The organism is Nitrospirota bacterium (assembly GCA_016194305.1).
Taxonomy (GTDB): domain Bacteria; phylum Nitrospirota; class Nitrospiria; order JACQBW01; family JACQBW01; genus JACQBW01.
In genome coordinates this window covers 1-15,483 of record JACQBW010000011.1, presented here as the reverse complement: position 1 = coordinate 15,483, position 15,483 = coordinate 1, and the positions used below count along the sequence as shown (strand labels likewise).

Annotated in this window: 15 protein-coding genes; 8 read left to right on the top strand and 7 right to left on the bottom strand. The window is 43.9% G+C overall.

Annotation, left to right across the window (positions count from 1 at the left end):
• Positions 1–118: 118 nt before the first annotated feature.
• Positions 119–1,735, top strand: coding sequence for a DEAD/DEAH box helicase (locus tag HY200_04775; GenBank protein ID MBI3594251.1), 1,617 nt, complete (start codon positions 119–121; stop codon positions 1,733–1,735).
• Positions 1,736–1,917: 182 nt separating this feature from the next.
• On the opposite strand, the gene HY200_04770 is transcribed toward HY200_04775, so the two are convergent.
• The 3 genes from HY200_04770 to HY200_04760 all read right to left on the bottom strand — a co-directional run bounded on the left by HY200_04770 (position 1,918) and on the right by HY200_04760 (position 4,446).
• Positions 1,918–2,718, bottom strand: coding sequence for a transporter (locus tag HY200_04770; GenBank protein MBI3594250.1), 801 nt, complete (start codon positions 2,716–2,718; stop codon positions 1,918–1,920).
• Positions 2,719–2,777: 59 nt separating this feature from the next.
• Positions 2,778–3,713 carry a GDP-L-fucose synthase gene (locus HY200_04765; protein MBI3594249.1) on the bottom strand — a complete coding sequence of 312 codons (936 nt, stop codon included), beginning with the start codon at positions 3,711–3,713 and terminating at the stop codon, positions 2,778–2,780.
• Positions 3,714–3,870: 157 nt separating this feature from the next.
• On the bottom strand, positions 3,871–4,446 hold the full coding sequence (locus HY200_04760; protein MBI3594248.1) for an LOG family protein: 576 nt from the start codon (positions 4,444–4,446) through the stop codon (positions 3,871–3,873).
• Positions 4,447–4,660: 214 nt separating this feature from the next.
• On the opposite strand from HY200_04760, the gene HY200_04755 reads away from it, so the two are divergent.
• On the top strand, positions 4,661–6,022 hold the full coding sequence (locus HY200_04755; protein MBI3594247.1) for an MBL fold metallo-hydrolase: 1,362 nt from the start codon (positions 4,661–4,663) through the stop codon (positions 6,020–6,022).
• A gap of 22 nt (positions 6,023–6,044) precedes the next feature.
• Here the strand turns inward: HY200_04755 and HY200_04750 are convergent, their stop codons facing one another.
• Together HY200_04750 and HY200_04745 are read right to left on the bottom strand one after the other, a co-directional pair.
• Positions 6,045–6,734: a universal stress protein gene (locus tag HY200_04750; GenBank protein MBI3594246.1), complete on the bottom strand. Its 690-nt coding sequence runs from the start codon at positions 6,732–6,734 to the stop codon at positions 6,045–6,047.
• Between the two features lie 72 nt (positions 6,735–6,806).
• A complete protein-coding gene (locus tag HY200_04745) occupies positions 6,807–7,313 on the bottom strand; it encodes an Hsp20/alpha crystallin family protein (protein ID MBI3594245.1) in 507 nt (168 codons plus the stop codon).
• Between the two features lie 1,000 nt (positions 7,314–8,313).
• Here HY200_04745 and HY200_04740 point away from each other — a divergent pair.
• Positions 8,314–9,090, top strand: coding sequence for a hypothetical protein (locus HY200_04740; GenBank protein ID MBI3594244.1), 777 nt, complete (start codon positions 8,314–8,316; stop codon positions 9,088–9,090).
• Positions 9,091–9,387: 297 nt separating this feature from the next.
• On the opposite strand, the gene HY200_04735 is transcribed toward HY200_04740, so the two are convergent.
• Positions 9,388–9,588 carry a hypothetical protein gene (locus tag HY200_04735; GenBank protein ID MBI3594243.1) on the bottom strand — a complete coding sequence of 67 codons (201 nt, stop codon included), beginning with the start codon at positions 9,586–9,588 and terminating at the stop codon, positions 9,388–9,390.
• A 55-nt stretch (positions 9,589–9,643) separates the two neighbouring features.
• Positions 9,644–10,414, bottom strand: coding sequence for a hypothetical protein (locus HY200_04730; protein ID MBI3594242.1), 771 nt, complete (start codon positions 10,412–10,414; stop codon positions 9,644–9,646).
• Between the two features lie 159 nt (positions 10,415–10,573).
• Here HY200_04730 and HY200_04725 point away from each other — a divergent pair, with 159 nt between their 5' ends.
• The 5 genes from HY200_04725 to HY200_04705 all read left to right on the top strand — a co-directional run.
• Positions 10,574–11,092 (top strand): hypothetical protein, encoded by a 519-nt coding sequence (locus HY200_04725; protein ID MBI3594241.1) that lies wholly within the window; start codon positions 10,574–10,576, stop codon positions 11,090–11,092.
• A gap of 369 nt (positions 11,093–11,461) precedes the next feature.
• Positions 11,462–11,800, top strand: a complete 339-nt coding sequence (locus tag HY200_04720) for a type II toxin-antitoxin system RelE/ParE family toxin (GenBank protein MBI3594240.1) — start codon at positions 11,462–11,464, stop codon at positions 11,798–11,800.
• A gap of 15 nt (positions 11,801–11,815) precedes the next feature.
• On the top strand, positions 11,816–12,100 hold the full coding sequence (locus tag HY200_04715) for an XRE family transcriptional regulator (protein ID MBI3594239.1): 285 nt from the start codon (positions 11,816–11,818) through the stop codon (positions 12,098–12,100).
• Between the two features lie 227 nt (positions 12,101–12,327).
• Entirely contained in the window at positions 12,328–15,069 is a 2,742-nt protein-coding gene (locus HY200_04710) for a DEAD/DEAH box helicase family protein (protein MBI3594238.1), read from the top strand.
• A gap of 79 nt (positions 15,070–15,148) precedes the next feature.
• A partial coding sequence (locus tag HY200_04705; protein MBI3594237.1) for a cell filamentation protein Fic occupies positions 15,149–15,483 on the top strand: 335 nt, incomplete at its 3' end.

Genomic DNA, 15,483 nt, shown 5'->3' with positions numbered 1-15,483 from the left:
ATTGCGCCAGGCAATCACGTTAGTTTCTGCTGAAATGTCCTCTCAAATCTTGTTTGATCTGTCTGAGTCACTCCTTTCAACATAAACTAATCTTTTACCAGGAATGGAACAAACAATAATGGATAGTTTGACGCGAGAGATGCGCCCATCTCATTCTACACCCATGCCCCCCGAAATCCCCAGTCCGGCTTTTTCTTCCGAAAAGAAGATTTTATTTGAGGATTTTAAAATAAGCCCGCTCGTATTGAAAGCCTTGGCGCGAATGGGCTTTAAAGAGCCCTCTCCCATCCAGGTCAGCACGCTTGAATATGCATTAAACGGTGCCGATGTCATTGGACAGGCTCAAACTGGTACAGGAAAAACAGCCGCATTTGGCATTCCCATTATCGAAAAAATTGACCCATCGGACCGAAAAGTCCAGGCGCTTATTATGGCGCCGACCCGGGAACTGGCAATCCAGGTTTCTGAAGAGATCAACCGGATCGGCAGAGACAAAGGAATCCATTCATTGCCCGTTTACGGAGGCCAGTCTATCGTTGTCCAGCTGGACGGTTTGAGAAGGGGGGCTCACATCGTTGTGGGAACGCCCGGGAGATTAATCGATCACCTGAATCGCAAAACCCTTCGCCTTCAAAATGTCCAGACTGTTGTTTTGGACGAAGCCGATATTATGCTGGACATGGGTTTTATAGACGATATCAAGACCCTTTTAAATGAGACGCCAAAAGAACGGCAGACTCTTTTATTTTCAGCCACTCTCTCTGATCCAATTTTACAGATTGGACGTAAATATATGCGAAACCCGCATGAAATTCGAATCAGCAAGAAAAATGTTACGGTTGAAAGCGTCACGCAATTCTATTATGAAACTTCCGGACACCACCGGTTTGACGCCCTCTGTAGGATTCTCGATGTCCATCAGCCTCTTCTGACGCTTATCTTCTGTGAAACCAAGCAAAACGTGGATACACTGACAGCCCGCTTAAACAAAGCCGGCCATGTCAGTGAAGCGATCCACGGGGATCTGAGTCAGGCGCAACGGGACAAGGTGATGAAAAAATTCCGGGATGGTACGGTGAAAATTCTGGTGGCAACAGATGTCGCTGCCCGTGGGCTCAATGTGTCGGCGGTTTCTCACGTCATTAATTACAATCTTCCCAAGAATACTGAAACCTATATTCACCGGATTGGCCGCACCGGCCGTGCGGGTATGGAAGGGGTGGCAATCACATTGATCTCGCCTCATGAATTCAGGGACCTTAAAACGATCCAGGCGCAGTCGAAAACTCGAATCGACAAGAAAGAGCTTCCTTCAGACCACGAGGTGAAAAATGCTCGAATCAAGGGCGTTCAAAACAAGATCGCTGAGGTATTAAATAAAGGAGCCGTCAAAAAATATACCCCCTGGTTAAAAGAGCTTTATTCGGTTTATACACCGGAGGATGTCGCTTCGGCGCTTCTTTACCTGTTTGACCATGTTGAACCTGTCGAAAACAACGATAAGGATGAATTCAAAAGAGGCTTCCGCTCCGAATCTCGAACCGATTCTCGATATCGCGACCGGGATGGGCGGGCGGACCGGGGATTTCAGCGCAAACATCGGGGATCAGAGTCCGAAAAAAGAGAAAAAGCCGGAGAAAAAAAGTTCGGTGAGAAAAAAGAGGCGCTTCGAGGCAAAGAGGTCTATATGATGCCGGTTATGACCAGAGCGAGAAGACCCAAACCGGGAAACTAGTAGGTTGTTGAAAAAGTCCATCTGCTGCATTCTCGTTTTTCGGCCGTTTTCAGCGTACTTTGTAATGTACGCCTCAATCGCCCTTAAAACTGCGGCCTAGTATCTGGAGGTTTTTGAACAACCTGCAGATCGCACCGTTTTTAAAAACCGGCTACTGCAGAATGGTTGTTGCTCTGTTGTCTCTAGAACGGAAAGTTGAGAGAACCTTGCACGCTGTTGCCGGTTGAAGCATTTTGTCCAGTAGCCAGAGTTCTCGCAATGCCCGCAGTCAGAGTAAACTTTTTCATAAAGAGGCGCAACGAACCGGAAAAGGTGGTATAGTCCAGACTGTTTCCATATCCGCTGGTACCCACTCCTTCAACAATGATGACCCATATATCATCGAGTGGAAAATGACCGGCGGCTCCAAACAGAGCATGCCTTTCCTCTGTTGTTTGACTGATATCCTGGGCATAAATGCCCCCTTCGGCGACCAGATTAAATGAATAATCGGGAAGATCGATTTTAGACTGGGCGACCAGCATCAGATCGGCTCCGTAACTGTTGACGATCCGAAGACCTTTATTATTATCTCCGGTGGGAAATTCAATAGAAGCGGCAAGAGCCAGAGCAGGAATGTCTTCGTCAAGCTGATCCAATAAATGAATTTTGCCTGCAAGTTTGATATCTCCCAGCCCATTCATGCTTCCGCTTTGTACAATATAGGGAATAACCAGAGCGCCTTCAAATCCGTCAAGCAATCCGACAGACAAAACCGCTTCACCGGTCCCCTTTTTATAGTCAGCCGCATCATTTGAAAATCCAATTCCAAAAAGAGAGGCCTGAAATTTTCCCGGCTGAAGGGTTTGAACGGAATCGACATAATAATAACCGGATAACCCTCTGACGTTCGTGGTGATTGGATAGTCATTGACATCGTCAATTGCAAATGCGGGTTGAATGGACATCAAAAGAATTAAACAGGCCAGGCTTTTCTTAATCATTAGACTCCTTGTCATTTAAGGTTGTCACATTGAAGGCAAAAGTTTGGCATTCAATATTGTTAGACCTGATTTTCAAAATACCATGCAATTGTTTTCTTCAGCCCTTCTTCAAAAGGAGTGCTTGCTTTAAATCCGAATTCCTTAAAAGCCCGCGTTGTATCGAGACAGCGACGGGGTTGACCGTCCGGTTTTGTCGCATCCCAAACAATTTTTCCGGTAAAACCGGAGAGTTTTGCAATTAATTCGGCCAGATCCTTGATCGAAATTTCAAATCCTGCACCCAGATTTACCGGATCGGCTTTATCATACCTTTCAGTGGCGAGCAGAATTCCTTCCGCACAATCGTCGACATATAAAAACTCCCTGGTTGCACGTCCTGTTCCCCAAACGACAATTTCTTTTTTTCCCAGTTGAACGGCTTCTATGCATTTCTTGATCAATGCGGGAATCACGTGGGAAGATCGGGTATCAAAGTTATCCTTTGGACCATATAAATTGACCGGAAGGAGGTAAATCGAATTAAATCCATATTGCTGTCGATAAGACTGAGACTGAATCAGCATCATCTTTTTTGCAAGCCCGTAAGGGGCATTTGTCTCTTCAGGGTACCCGTCCCACAAGGCATCTTCTTTAAAGGGAACAGGAGTAAATTTAGGATAAGCACAGATTGTTCCCAGAGCGACAAATTTTTCCAGGCCGTAAAGCCGAGCTTCTTCCATCAATAAGGCTCCCATAATGAGATTCTGATAGAAAAAACTCCCCGGGTTATCTCGATTGGCGCCGATACCGCCTACGACCGCTGCAAGATGAATCAGGATATCAGGTCTGAACTCCCGGTAGAGACGTTTGACATTTTCATGTTCTGTGAGGTCAAGCTCCTTGCTCCGGACAGTAAAAATCTGTTGGCATCCCCGAACTTTGAGTTTTTCGGTCAGATAGGAACCTAAAAATCCCGCGCCTCCCGTTACGACAATTCTCTTTTTAGTCAGTTCCATTAGAATTCCATTATACCAAAAATAGACGAAGGCTGTTTGATCTTAGTATGAACAATGATGCGAGACTCATGTTAATTTAGCGTTTGGTAAGGAATAAATCAATCAAATATTTAAGGACTTCTCACGGACTCCACGTGGTGTTTATCCATTCAAGGATTTATGTTTTTTGAGCGAAATATTCGATCAGTTTTTGAACGAGGGTATTTGGATTGCTGTCGTATATCATCTTTGATCCGGTTTTCTTTTTGATGATTCTGACGATATCTTTTATTTCAGAAGTGATTCCGCCACTTCCTTCAAGAATACCGATGAGCTTTCCTTCATCATACGCGATCGAAAATTCCCCCAATGTTCCCGATCGGCCACCAACAATAATGATGATATCAGAGCTTCGTATGTTGACCACTTCTCGTCCCATCAGACCGCTTCCTGTGTAAATCAAAATATGGTGGTACTTTACTGGAGAACGATACCTCATGATATGTTCCGATCTGCTGAGTGCCGGCGAAATTCCGACAACGAGGCCGCCCACCTCTGCTGCCCCCTTTGCCGCTTCGAAGGGCAATCCGGGACATGCGCCTGTTATCGTGACACAGCCATTTTCGGCGATCGCTTGGCCGAGTTTGTAGGAAATCAATCTCTGCTCCTTGGAAAGCTTACCCGTTGCAGACCCCATAACACCTATTTTCAGTTTCATGGCATTCTTGAAATAATTATCTCGATCTTGTTTCATTTGGGCTCGGACTGGAAGCTTGACTTCTAAATGATTTTAATGATGTACTTCCTCACCGGGGGACACTTTTGAAGATTGAGTTATCCTTTTTTATACACCTTTCGGGAATCGTTCGCAATGGAAGTACATTCCCTGGCGAATCGCTCAACTCAGGTTAGAACCCGAAGGCGAGGCATGATCAACGCAAGGATAAAACTGGACCAGGGATAGAGATATGGAAATTACATTTCTAGGCGCCGCCGGCACCGTGACAGGCTCCAAATACTTAATAGTAGAAGGTAAACGAAAAATTCTTGTAGACTGCGGACTTTTTCAGGGTTTCAAACAACTCAGATTAAGAAATTGGGCCCCGTTACCCATTCGCGCTGAAGAAATAGATACTGTGGTATTAACGCATGCCCACATCGATCACACCGGATATCTTCCCCTACTCGTGAAAAATGGATTTACGGGAAAGGTTTATTGCAGTAAGGGAACAAGGGATCTCTGTTCAATCCTTCTACCGGACAGCGGACACCTTCAGGAGGAAGAAGCAAAGTTTGCTGATGCGCATCGCTATTCAAAACATGTCCCGCCCCGGCCGTTATATACCCGTCAGGATGCAGAGCGGTCGCTCCTTCGGTTAGTTCCTGTCGACTTTGACCAGGAGATAGACCTTGGAAATAGTATTCATTGTCGATTCCAGCCGGCGGGCCATATTGTCGGTTCTTCCCTCGTCAAGCTGACGGGCCCCCGGACCTCTGTTTTATTTACTGGAGATTTGGGCCGGCCTCAAGATCTGATCATGAATCCCCCCGTCGTAGTCCGTCGAACCGATTATCTGGTACTCGAGTCGACCTACGGAGACCGGCTTCACGATCCGGCAGACCCTGGCATCGTTTTGTCAGAAGTCATCAATCGCACGGTAAAACGGGGAGGAGTTCTTTTGATTCCATCATTTGCCGTGGGTCGGGCCCAAACGATTCTTTATTACATCCATCGCCTAAAATCTACAAATGCCATTCCGGATATCCCAGTCTACCTGAACAGTCCGATGGCAGTTGAAGCGACCGAAATCTATTTGGAACATCAAAAGGAACATCGATTGACTTTGGCACAATGCCGGGATCTGGGATCGGCCGCCCGTTTTGTCAATAGTTTGGAGGAATCAAAGAAACTGAACAGCCTGAGGGATCCCATGATCATTATTTCAGCGAGTGGTATGGCCTCCGGCGGTCGAATTCTTCATCATCTCGAAGCTTTTGCTCCCGATGGGAGGAACACCATATTATTTGTCGGATTTCAAGCAGGGGGAACTAGGGGAGCGGATATGGTGAATGGAGCCAAAAGTATAAAAATTCATGGGCACTATATTCCGGTCAATGCGGAGGTGGTCGCCATTGACCAGCTTTCTTCCCATGCCGACTACCGTGAAATTTTGAACTGGTTAAAACAATTTGAGAGCTCACCGAAGGAGACTTTTATTACGCATGGAGAGCCAGCACCTGCGGACGCATTAAGACACCGAATCGAAGAAGAAATGAAATGGCGATGCCGGGTAGCAGACTATATGGAAACTGTTAACTTGAATGGATAGGAGATACGGAACGTGTCATCCGCTATTTCCGGGCTGTTTCGACCTTCCCCGCCCTTTCAACTTTTGATTTCTGCTCAAAGGCTTCAGCCTGGATGCGAACCTTGCATTTATCGCAAATTATATCCTGTGCAGGCTCGGAACAGACCCGACAAGATCCGGAATTCCTATTTTCTGCAGGAGGGATGTGACTTTTTTCGTTCCCGCTTAGGCTTGTCGTTTGCATTTCAGATTTCAAAGGCGCCTCTCTCTTGACCTTTAGGGTCAACACGGGGCAAGGTGCGCGTTCAATAACCCGCTCAGTGGTGCTTCCCAACAAAATATGGGTAAAACCGGTCCGTCCATGTGTACCCATCATGATCAGATCCGCAAATTGCTCCTCTGCAAAGTTGACAATTTCAAGAGTTGGTTCTCCAATAACACAGTATCCTTCACTCTCAATTCCCATTTCCTTAATCAGGGACACTTCCCGGTTTACCATTTCACTCAGTTTTTTTTTCAATCCGAGTTGATCTCCTTCAAGCGAAATGGATATTTCAGGTACATAGGGAGATAAGGCCACGACATGCAGGAGGAAAATCTTGGCCTCAAAAACTCTGGCAAAGGAGACCGCATAATTCAGAGCCTGACGTGAACAGTCCGAAAAGTCAAAAGGAAGCACTATTTTTTTGATCCGGATAGTCTGGCCTATTTTTTCCACAGAGGAAACCAGCATTTTAGATTCTCACATCCGGTTATTGCTTAAGTTCGAGCATGATCGAACTGGTCGATTTGACCCGGCCAAACGTCAGGCCACTTTTATATTGATCTCTTTTCCCTTGACGTCTTCATTTTTTCTAAGACGGATTTCTAATAACCCATCCTTGAAATTCGCGGTAATTTTGTCAGCCAAGACACTGATTGGAATCTCAATGGATCGTTCAAAAGCGCCATAGCTGCATTCAGAATAGAAATATTCTTTCTTTTCTGTTTTCTCCTCGACGGTTTTTTCTCCTTTGATGGTTAAAATATCCCCTCGAAGTTTGATTTCCAGATCCTCCTTTTTCATTCCGGGAAGCTCGGCTTTGACCACCACGTCATTTTGATCCTCATAAACCTCAATCCTCGGGACGAGAGCGCCCTTTTCGGTTTCGAGCGCTCTTAATTCTTTGGGCCAGCCAAAACTAAACCAGGGCCCTTCAAAAATTTCCCGATACAGTCGGTCCATTTCCCTCTCTTTCGCGCTCCGATTCCAAAAAGATCTCCAGGGTGCACTTGTTTTGACTTCAGCTTCTTTTTTAGGTAAATTTAACATTTTAAAGTCTCCTTTATATTTAATTCAAGGCATGCCTGCCTAAAGTCCTATTTAAGCAACCGGTGTCCCCATTTTCTAATTCTTGGCATCCGGGGAGAAAACGGTTGATAACGGTGAGACTGAGTATTTGAATCCGCAGCCTCCCCACAATTCAAGCAACGCCATCCATAAAATCCGCATTTACCGGTTTCACTTCTCAGATCTTGATATAGTTCCATAACCACATGACCTTTACATCTTGAACATTGCATTATCTTATTATCCCAGTCAGCCCACTTTCTATTTAATGGGTCATCTTTCTCTTCCTGGTATTAAGATAAAATAGCAATTCCTGTACCAATGAATTTTGGCCAAAACGATGACCTGGCAAGAACGAATTTTATCTTATAAAAACAATCTATTACGAGGTTAAATCTGAAGACATTGGGTTGGAGCGCCGTGCTTATTTTAGACGAATTGTCTAATCTATTTGACTTGACTATTTCGAAACGTGTGATTTTCATTGAAATTTGGGTGCGTTCCAGTTCGTCTATCTGTCTGGACACTGCAACGAACTAACTGTTTATTTTGGACAGTGATCAGAGATAGAAAGGTTTGACAGAGTAGAAAGTGAAGAGAAAATAGTTATCGGGAGGGAAATGCAATCAGGCCTTGAACCCTGTTAAGGAAGCGATTACGGATGGTTTTGAGAGCGACAGGAATTTTCAGGAATGGGATCTTTCGGGCTCCGAGATTGAAAAGATATAGGCGATGCAGGTCTCGAACCTGCGACCTCTGCCGTGTGAAAGCAATTTAACCATTTTTCACAAGGGCCTGATTTCTAACTGGAATTAGTTTTCATAATATAAATCAATCAGTTAAAGATTTCCAGACGTTTCTTTCTGTTACCACCAATTCTGTGGATAACCAGGGGTCTGGTCATACTTTGGTCATACCTGACTGGGATATATTTGAAAGAGAAAACATATCGGAACTGGCATTTTAATTAGGAAAAATTTCTATGACGCTTGTGTATTCAGGATTCAAACAGAGAGACCTCGAATGGCTCCGGCATCTCTCCTTCGGTCCAAGTACAATTAAAGAAGCCTTTGAGTTTTATCGGGGTCTCGATACCGGGCGGCGTTCTCTCCATTTCCAGCAGATTTACGCCAAGCTTGGCACTATGGCGAGAAGAAAAATAATCAGGAAGGTTTACTACCCCTTCATGCCCTCTAAACTTTTCTGCTTTTTAACGCCTGTGGGAGCTTCAATATTATTGAGTCACGGGTATGATCCGATATATTTAAAGATTCAAGTTCCTCCGGATCACCTGTTCCAACACGAGTATTGGTTGACCCTGATCATTCGAAGAATTTTTCGGGAAGAAAGGGAGACAAAGAGGTACGAAATATTGTCTATCCTGGATGATGGTCAGATGAAGATGAAGAATCAATTTCATGTAAAAGGCACCCATTATGCTGACCTGGAATTAAAGATTCAAAGCCAGACCGGCCGTAAAGATCTTTTAATTGAAATGGACGGGCTAAACCTGATCCGGAGCAGATTTGTGAAAAAGCTCTCCTCTTTGCCTGAAGATAGCACTCTGTTTGTGATCACCTCGCAAAAAGAGCGAATTGATTCCCTTCGAAAGTATACGGCTCAGACATTAAGAAAGCCCAAGAGAATTTACTTTTCCCATATTGAAGAGGTTTTGAAAGGAGGGTTAACAGATTCAAACTGGCTATCCTTTGCTACAGGACAGGTCGTTCAATTGAGTTTTGAAGCCCCACCAAAATAACTTCGATAACAGAGATGACATAGTCCTTGTCAATTTGTCTCACCCCGTTGCAAGCCCATCTTTTATTCTTCCGGTTAAATAATTAACAGTCGACTTTTTCCTCAAATAACCGGGGGCAGTTCAACCCAGAAACAGACGTTGAAAGTTCTATTGAATGATCTATTGAAGAGGCTATTGAATTCCGAAAATCATAAAAAGGAAAAAGCGTAAATGTTTTAAGGGTTTAAATGAAGTCTTTTTTGCCGACATATAATAGAAGATCTTTCTCCTGTTTTTCGGGTATTTTCAAAATGAATATTATCCATATTTCACCTTCACTCCACAGGACCGATACAAAAGGGAATCATCAAGCGGAAATACGATTCCTCTTTTCATTTCCATTTCCAGCTTTTCCCGTAGCGGTGTTTTCCACTTTCCTCTTTCCGGAAATTTCAATTGAAAGCCTTTTCCGATTTTCCTTTCGGAAGGTGGCATTGCGACTTCCTTTCCGATTTCCATTTCCTTTTCCAATCTTTTTTCCGGATAGTTGCTCGGAAGTTTTTGCTTTTAACATTTACCGAGTATGTTTCAGTTTTCGTTTCCTTTTTAATCCTTCTTTTTCTTCTAAACGGAGCTTTTCTTTTTTTACACGTAGACTTTCAAGCCGCTTGTGGTCACTATTTCTAGTGGAACGTTTCTTTAACTGTTCTCTCTTAATAACATTTTCCCCTTGAACGTTTGAATATTCTTTAGTGATTTGGAATTGTTGCGGATACCTTCTTATTCCTAAATAAAACACTCTTGAAGTGATGGCATTTACAGTTCTGTTCAAAAACAATGCAACTGCCAAACTGCCTCCGCGGATATAATTTTCTCGTAGAATGTCCTCTTCCCATTTTTCCCATCTGCGATGATGTCGTTTGAGTAATTCTGACGATTTTCTCAATAACGAGAGAATGGACCAGTTCAATGATTTACCATCGACCATTTCTTTTATAAGGAAATTTAAAATTGATTTTGCAGCAGGCTCCATGCTAAGGGATTCTGGTTCTACCTCCGTTTCTTTATCAGCCAGTATGCTTTCGAAAGTAAATTTTTCATCTCCTTGAGATTCGATAGGCTCATAGAGGCTTTTTTCCGAGAACTTTTTATGTAGAAAATCTCTTATATGTTTCTTTTTGACTTCTAAGGCAATTGCTTTGATCTCTTCTTCTGATTGAGGACTAAGCTCGAGAATTTTTACATGGACATCCTGATAAGAATCTTCTGACCCATAGTATTGACCCAAAATAGGACGGATAATACGATCAATCTTGGACTGGCTTATCTGAATGGTTGGCATCATTTTTATCTGTCCTTTAGTTTGTATCAACCTTGTATTAAAATATAGCGATCTCAAAAACTACCGAGAATCGGAGTTGGTAATCAAGATATCAGAAGCCGGCACATTTTTAAAAGACAGGAAAAATCCTCAATTAGGGAAAATCTTTCAAAGGTTGACGGCATGAGATGGATGCACTGCACCTTGAACCTTCTTAAAGCGCTTGAATGCCCTGTTACTGAACCATGTCATGTTCCACCCACAACCGAAGGTCTCGGAAACTGGTATGCTAATTTGCTCAGGTTTGAGAGAAAGAAACATCTTCTCTTTACAAACGAGGAAACCCTCTATACGTTTCTGGTGCCGGGAATTCTCAAGAAAGATCTGAGAAACATCAAGAATCTGTTCCTCGATCATCTGTCAGACAATCTTCAACACGAGGGCTTTCGTTCCGAGCTAATAAACCAACTTGTGCAGGAGTATCAAGAGATTGGGTTTACAAAAACTCAGAACAGAAAAGTTCTTGGTTTTATGATTGATTTCGCCAAGCAGTACGAGTTCCGTATCCTTCAAGCCCAAGGAGCCGAGGGACAGCAGTTGATGGAGATGAATGCCGAAATTAACCGAACACCTATGAGTGCCACGAAAAATGCTTTTTATCCCATAGAAAGGCTGAGGGAAGTGATATCTAGTTTGCATTAATATTTTACAGCATGGTTCTATAAAATAATCCTACTTTTCAATAAGTACCCAGTTTATAAAAGTGGGTACTTTTGGTAAAGTAATGATATGAAACATCCGGCTTTCAAAACTCTTCTTAAAAAACTTTCCTTCACCGATCCGAAGTGGCTGTTAAGCAAATAAATGAGCGATAGGACTTTTCACTCGATGAGGCCAAGGCAGTGTTGCAATGGGTGGTGGAGTATTATGAGCAATGCCAGCGGGGACTAGGGTTGACGTTTGCGGAAGAAGTCAATGCAACTATTGCCCGGTATCTAATCAACTTGACAAAGTATCTTTTTTGATACATAATTATTTTATCCCTTTGAGAAAGGTATTGGCTTGGTTCCGATTAAAAAGATTTATGCCACCTTTTACCGGAATGCACACGGCAAAGAACCAGTACGTGAGTGGCTCAAAGAGTTGCCGAGAAATGATCGACGGATCATCGGAAACGACATAGCGACTGTTGAATATGGGTGGCCCGTTGGAATGCCAACCTGTCGCCCTTTGGGTGATGGCCTGTGGGAGGTGCGTAGCAATCTGACAGGCCGACGGATTGCGCGAGTGGTTTTCTCCCTTCACACTGGTCGAATGATGTTGTTACATGGATTTATAAAAAAGACCCAAAAGACTCCACCGGATGTTCTCGCTTTGGCGCGACAACGGCAGAGAGAAATAGAGCAATAAAAGGAGTATATGACCATGAAGGGGAAAAAACATATCGGTAGCTTGTTCGATGATTTTCTCAAAGAAGAGGGTATTTACGAGGAAGTGCAGGCTACGGCAATCAAGCGTGTCTTGGCATGGCAACTTGAACAAGCCATGAAGCAACGGAAAATTACAAAAATAGAAATGGCACGCCGCATGGAAACAAGCCGGGCTCAGCTTGACCGGTTGTTAGACCCAGATAATGAAAGCGTGACCTTGGCAACGTTAACACGTGCTGCTGCCATTGTCGGCCGGAAAGTTCGGCTTGAATTGGTGTAACCATTTATATGAGACAATTTGATCTTTCTTTTCCTCTGCTGTTGAAGATCACAGAAATTCTCCACGCGCCGCGTGGAAATTCCTAGGAGCCCGTCCAGGGTTACCTGTAAACGTTGAATCTGGAATCATGAGTTCTTTAGGCCTGCCGTTAACAAAAATCCCGTTTGCAAATAGGTTCTAACTATTTATAATGAAAAGAGTTTTATTTGTAAATTTAAAGGGGCCCGATGTCCGAAGCGCAAACCCGGCAGGAGATCATCGACAAGCGATTAAAAGCTTCTGGATGGAATGTAAAAGATCCTGCTCTGGTCACTTCCGAACATCCGATTCTTCATCAATTCGGTTCATTGTCGAAAACCGGGTTTTGTGACTACCTCCTTTTTGCCCGGGATGGTTCACCGCTGGCAGTGGTCGAAGCCAAACGGTCAACCGTCGATGCTGAAATTGGGAGGGAACAGGCTAAACAGTATGCGGATGGCCTCGAAAAAATGGGACATCCTCGTCCCTTTATTTTTTACACTAACGGGAATAACCTCTTTTTCTGGGATGATTCCCGTTACCCGCCCAGAAAGATCTATGGGTTCTATACCCAAGCCGACCTGGAACGGGTCCGATTCCAAAATCTAGAACGTAAACCCCTTTCAACCACTCTAATCGATACAAAGATCGTCGGGCGGCCCTATCAAATTGAAGCAATCCGGAGGGTTTTAGAAACACTCACTCAAGGACATCGAAAAGCTTTGCTGGTGATGGCCACTGGCACCGGCAAAACTCGTGTCGCCATTGCATTGATCGATGTTTTAATGCGATGCAATTGGGTGAAACGGATTCTTTTTCTGGCCGATCGGAATGAACTCCTCAAACAGGCTCGCAATGCCTTCAAGGAACATCTTCCCAACGCAACCTGGGCGCGTATCTCTTCAAAAGAGCCGTTGCCAGAAAAAAGAGTTTATCTCTCCACCTATCCGACAATGCACAGCCTTTACCCGACGATTTCTCCAGGTTATTTTGATATGGTTGTGGCGGATGAATCCCATCGAAGTATCTATAATCGCTATAAAGAAATTCTGGACCATTTTGATGCTTATCAGTTGGGCCTCACTGCTACTCCCGTTGAATATATCGACCGTAACACTTTTCAGCTTTTTGAAACTCCTAACGAAGATCCAACTTTCAACTATACACTTGAAGAAGCGGTAAACAACTCTCCTCCTTACCTGGTTCCATTTAAAGTGTTATCAATTCAATCCCGGTTTCAACTTGAAGGGATTAAAGCGGGACAACTTCCGGTTCAAATCCAGAAAAAGCTGATCGAAGAGGGAAAAGACCTGGAAGATATTGATTTTGAAGGAACAGACCTCGAAAAACAGGTCACCAATTCCGGCACCAATGAACTGATTGTTCGTGAGTTTATGGAACAGTGCATCAAAGATGAGACCGGGACCCGTCCAGGAAAATCAATTATCTTTGCGATTTCCCATCAGCACGCGTTGCGTTTGGAAGAACATTTTAACCAGCTCTATCCCGAATATAAAGGGAGGCTGGCCAGAGTGATTGACTCACATGATCCCCGTGCCGGAACAGAAGGGGGATTGATCGATCAATTTAAAGACCCAAAGGATCCGCTAAAAGTCGCCATCTCGGTCGATATGCTCGATACTGGAATCGATATTCCGGAAGTGGTGAACCTGGTTTTTGCCAAGCCCGTCTTCTCGCGCGCCAAGTTTTGGCAAATGATAGGGAGGGGAACGCGGCTTTGCCCAAACCTTTTCGGCCAGGGTGAGAATAAAGCTTATTTTCTCATTATCGATCACTGGAAAAACTTTGCCTATTTCCAAATGAATCCACCTGGCAAAGAACCCTCTCCCACTCTTTCTGTACCGGAGAGGCTTTTTGGAGTTCGGCTTGATAAGGCGACTTCGGCCCTGACGGTGGGAGACCAACTTGTACTTGAAAAGACCATTTCAGGGATCCGGGCGGATATTGCCTCCCTGCCCAAAGGGACGGTTCGGGTAAAAGAAAAAACCCAGGAATTGTCTGTTGTTGCTGAAGAGACTGCTTGGTATGGGTTCGGACTCCATGAAATCGAGAATCTCCGAAAGAATATACTCCCCTTAATGCGGACCCGTTCTGCGGAGGATTTCGATGCCCTCCGCTTTGATATCGATATCATCGTGACCCAAACTGCGTTATTGGATAGAGATGATGAAACTCTAAATAGGATGAAAGAGACCATTCGCGAGAAAATAGACGCACTCCCTTTGACCCTTAATCAGATTCGTGCAGAAGAAGAGACGATCAGAAAAATTAAAGAAGAAAGGTTTTGGGCAGCGCTTTCTGAAGAATGTCTCGAAGAGGTTCGTGTCCGTTTGCGTGGTTTAATGAAACACCGGCAAAAAAAGATAAACGAAATGGAAAAGCTCAATCTGGAAGATATTATTCTGGTCAGAGAGTGGGTCGAATTCGGTCCGGAAATGGAACGAGCTACAGTATTAGAGTATCGTCACAAAGTCGAAGAGAAAATCAATAGCCTTTTAATTGGAAATGAGGTTTTGCAAAAACTTAAAAGAGGAGAGCCGGTTGATGACTACGATATTTCGCGCCTGGCCGAACTTCTCAGGAGTGAAGATCCGTATGTCACTGAGGAGGTCTTGCAACGTGTCTATGATAACAAAAACGCTCATTTTATCGACTTTATCCGTTATATTTTAGGAATCCAAAAACTTCAATCCCGCTCCGAAGTCATTGCGCAAGCTTTTGACGACTTTATCGCTCATCATAATGACTATTCCGCGAACCAGGTGGAATTTCTTCAGATCATCAAGACCTTTATTCTCAATCAAGGGAAAGTCGAAAAAGAGAATCTCATTAATCGTCCTTTTACCAATTTCCATCCTCAGGGAATTCGGGGTGTTTTTCAGCTCACCCAAATTGATGAAATCTTGGAGTTTGTGTCTAAAATAGGGTAAACCAGAGTATAAATGGGGTAAAATTATATTGATGTTACCCTATTTATATGGTAAATTACCTTATTGTTGGAAAAATGATATGCATTCACTCGATTCTAACTATTTAATTGCGCTCACATTTGATTCCAATCAACTGGCAACACTCCGCGCCATTGGAGAGTGCCGTGGAAAACAGGAGCTTTACACTCGACAGTCCCCCGAAATTTTGGAAAGTCTAAAACAGACTGCGATCATTGAATCCAATGAATCCTCCAATCGATTGGAGGGAATTAACGCCCCTCACGATCGGATTGAAGCTTTGGTCTTGAAAACCACAACCCCTAAAAACAGATCTGAACAGGAAATAGCGGGATACCGGGATACGCTCGCCTTAATTCATGAATCCGGTAAATATATGCAGTTTAATTCTAATGT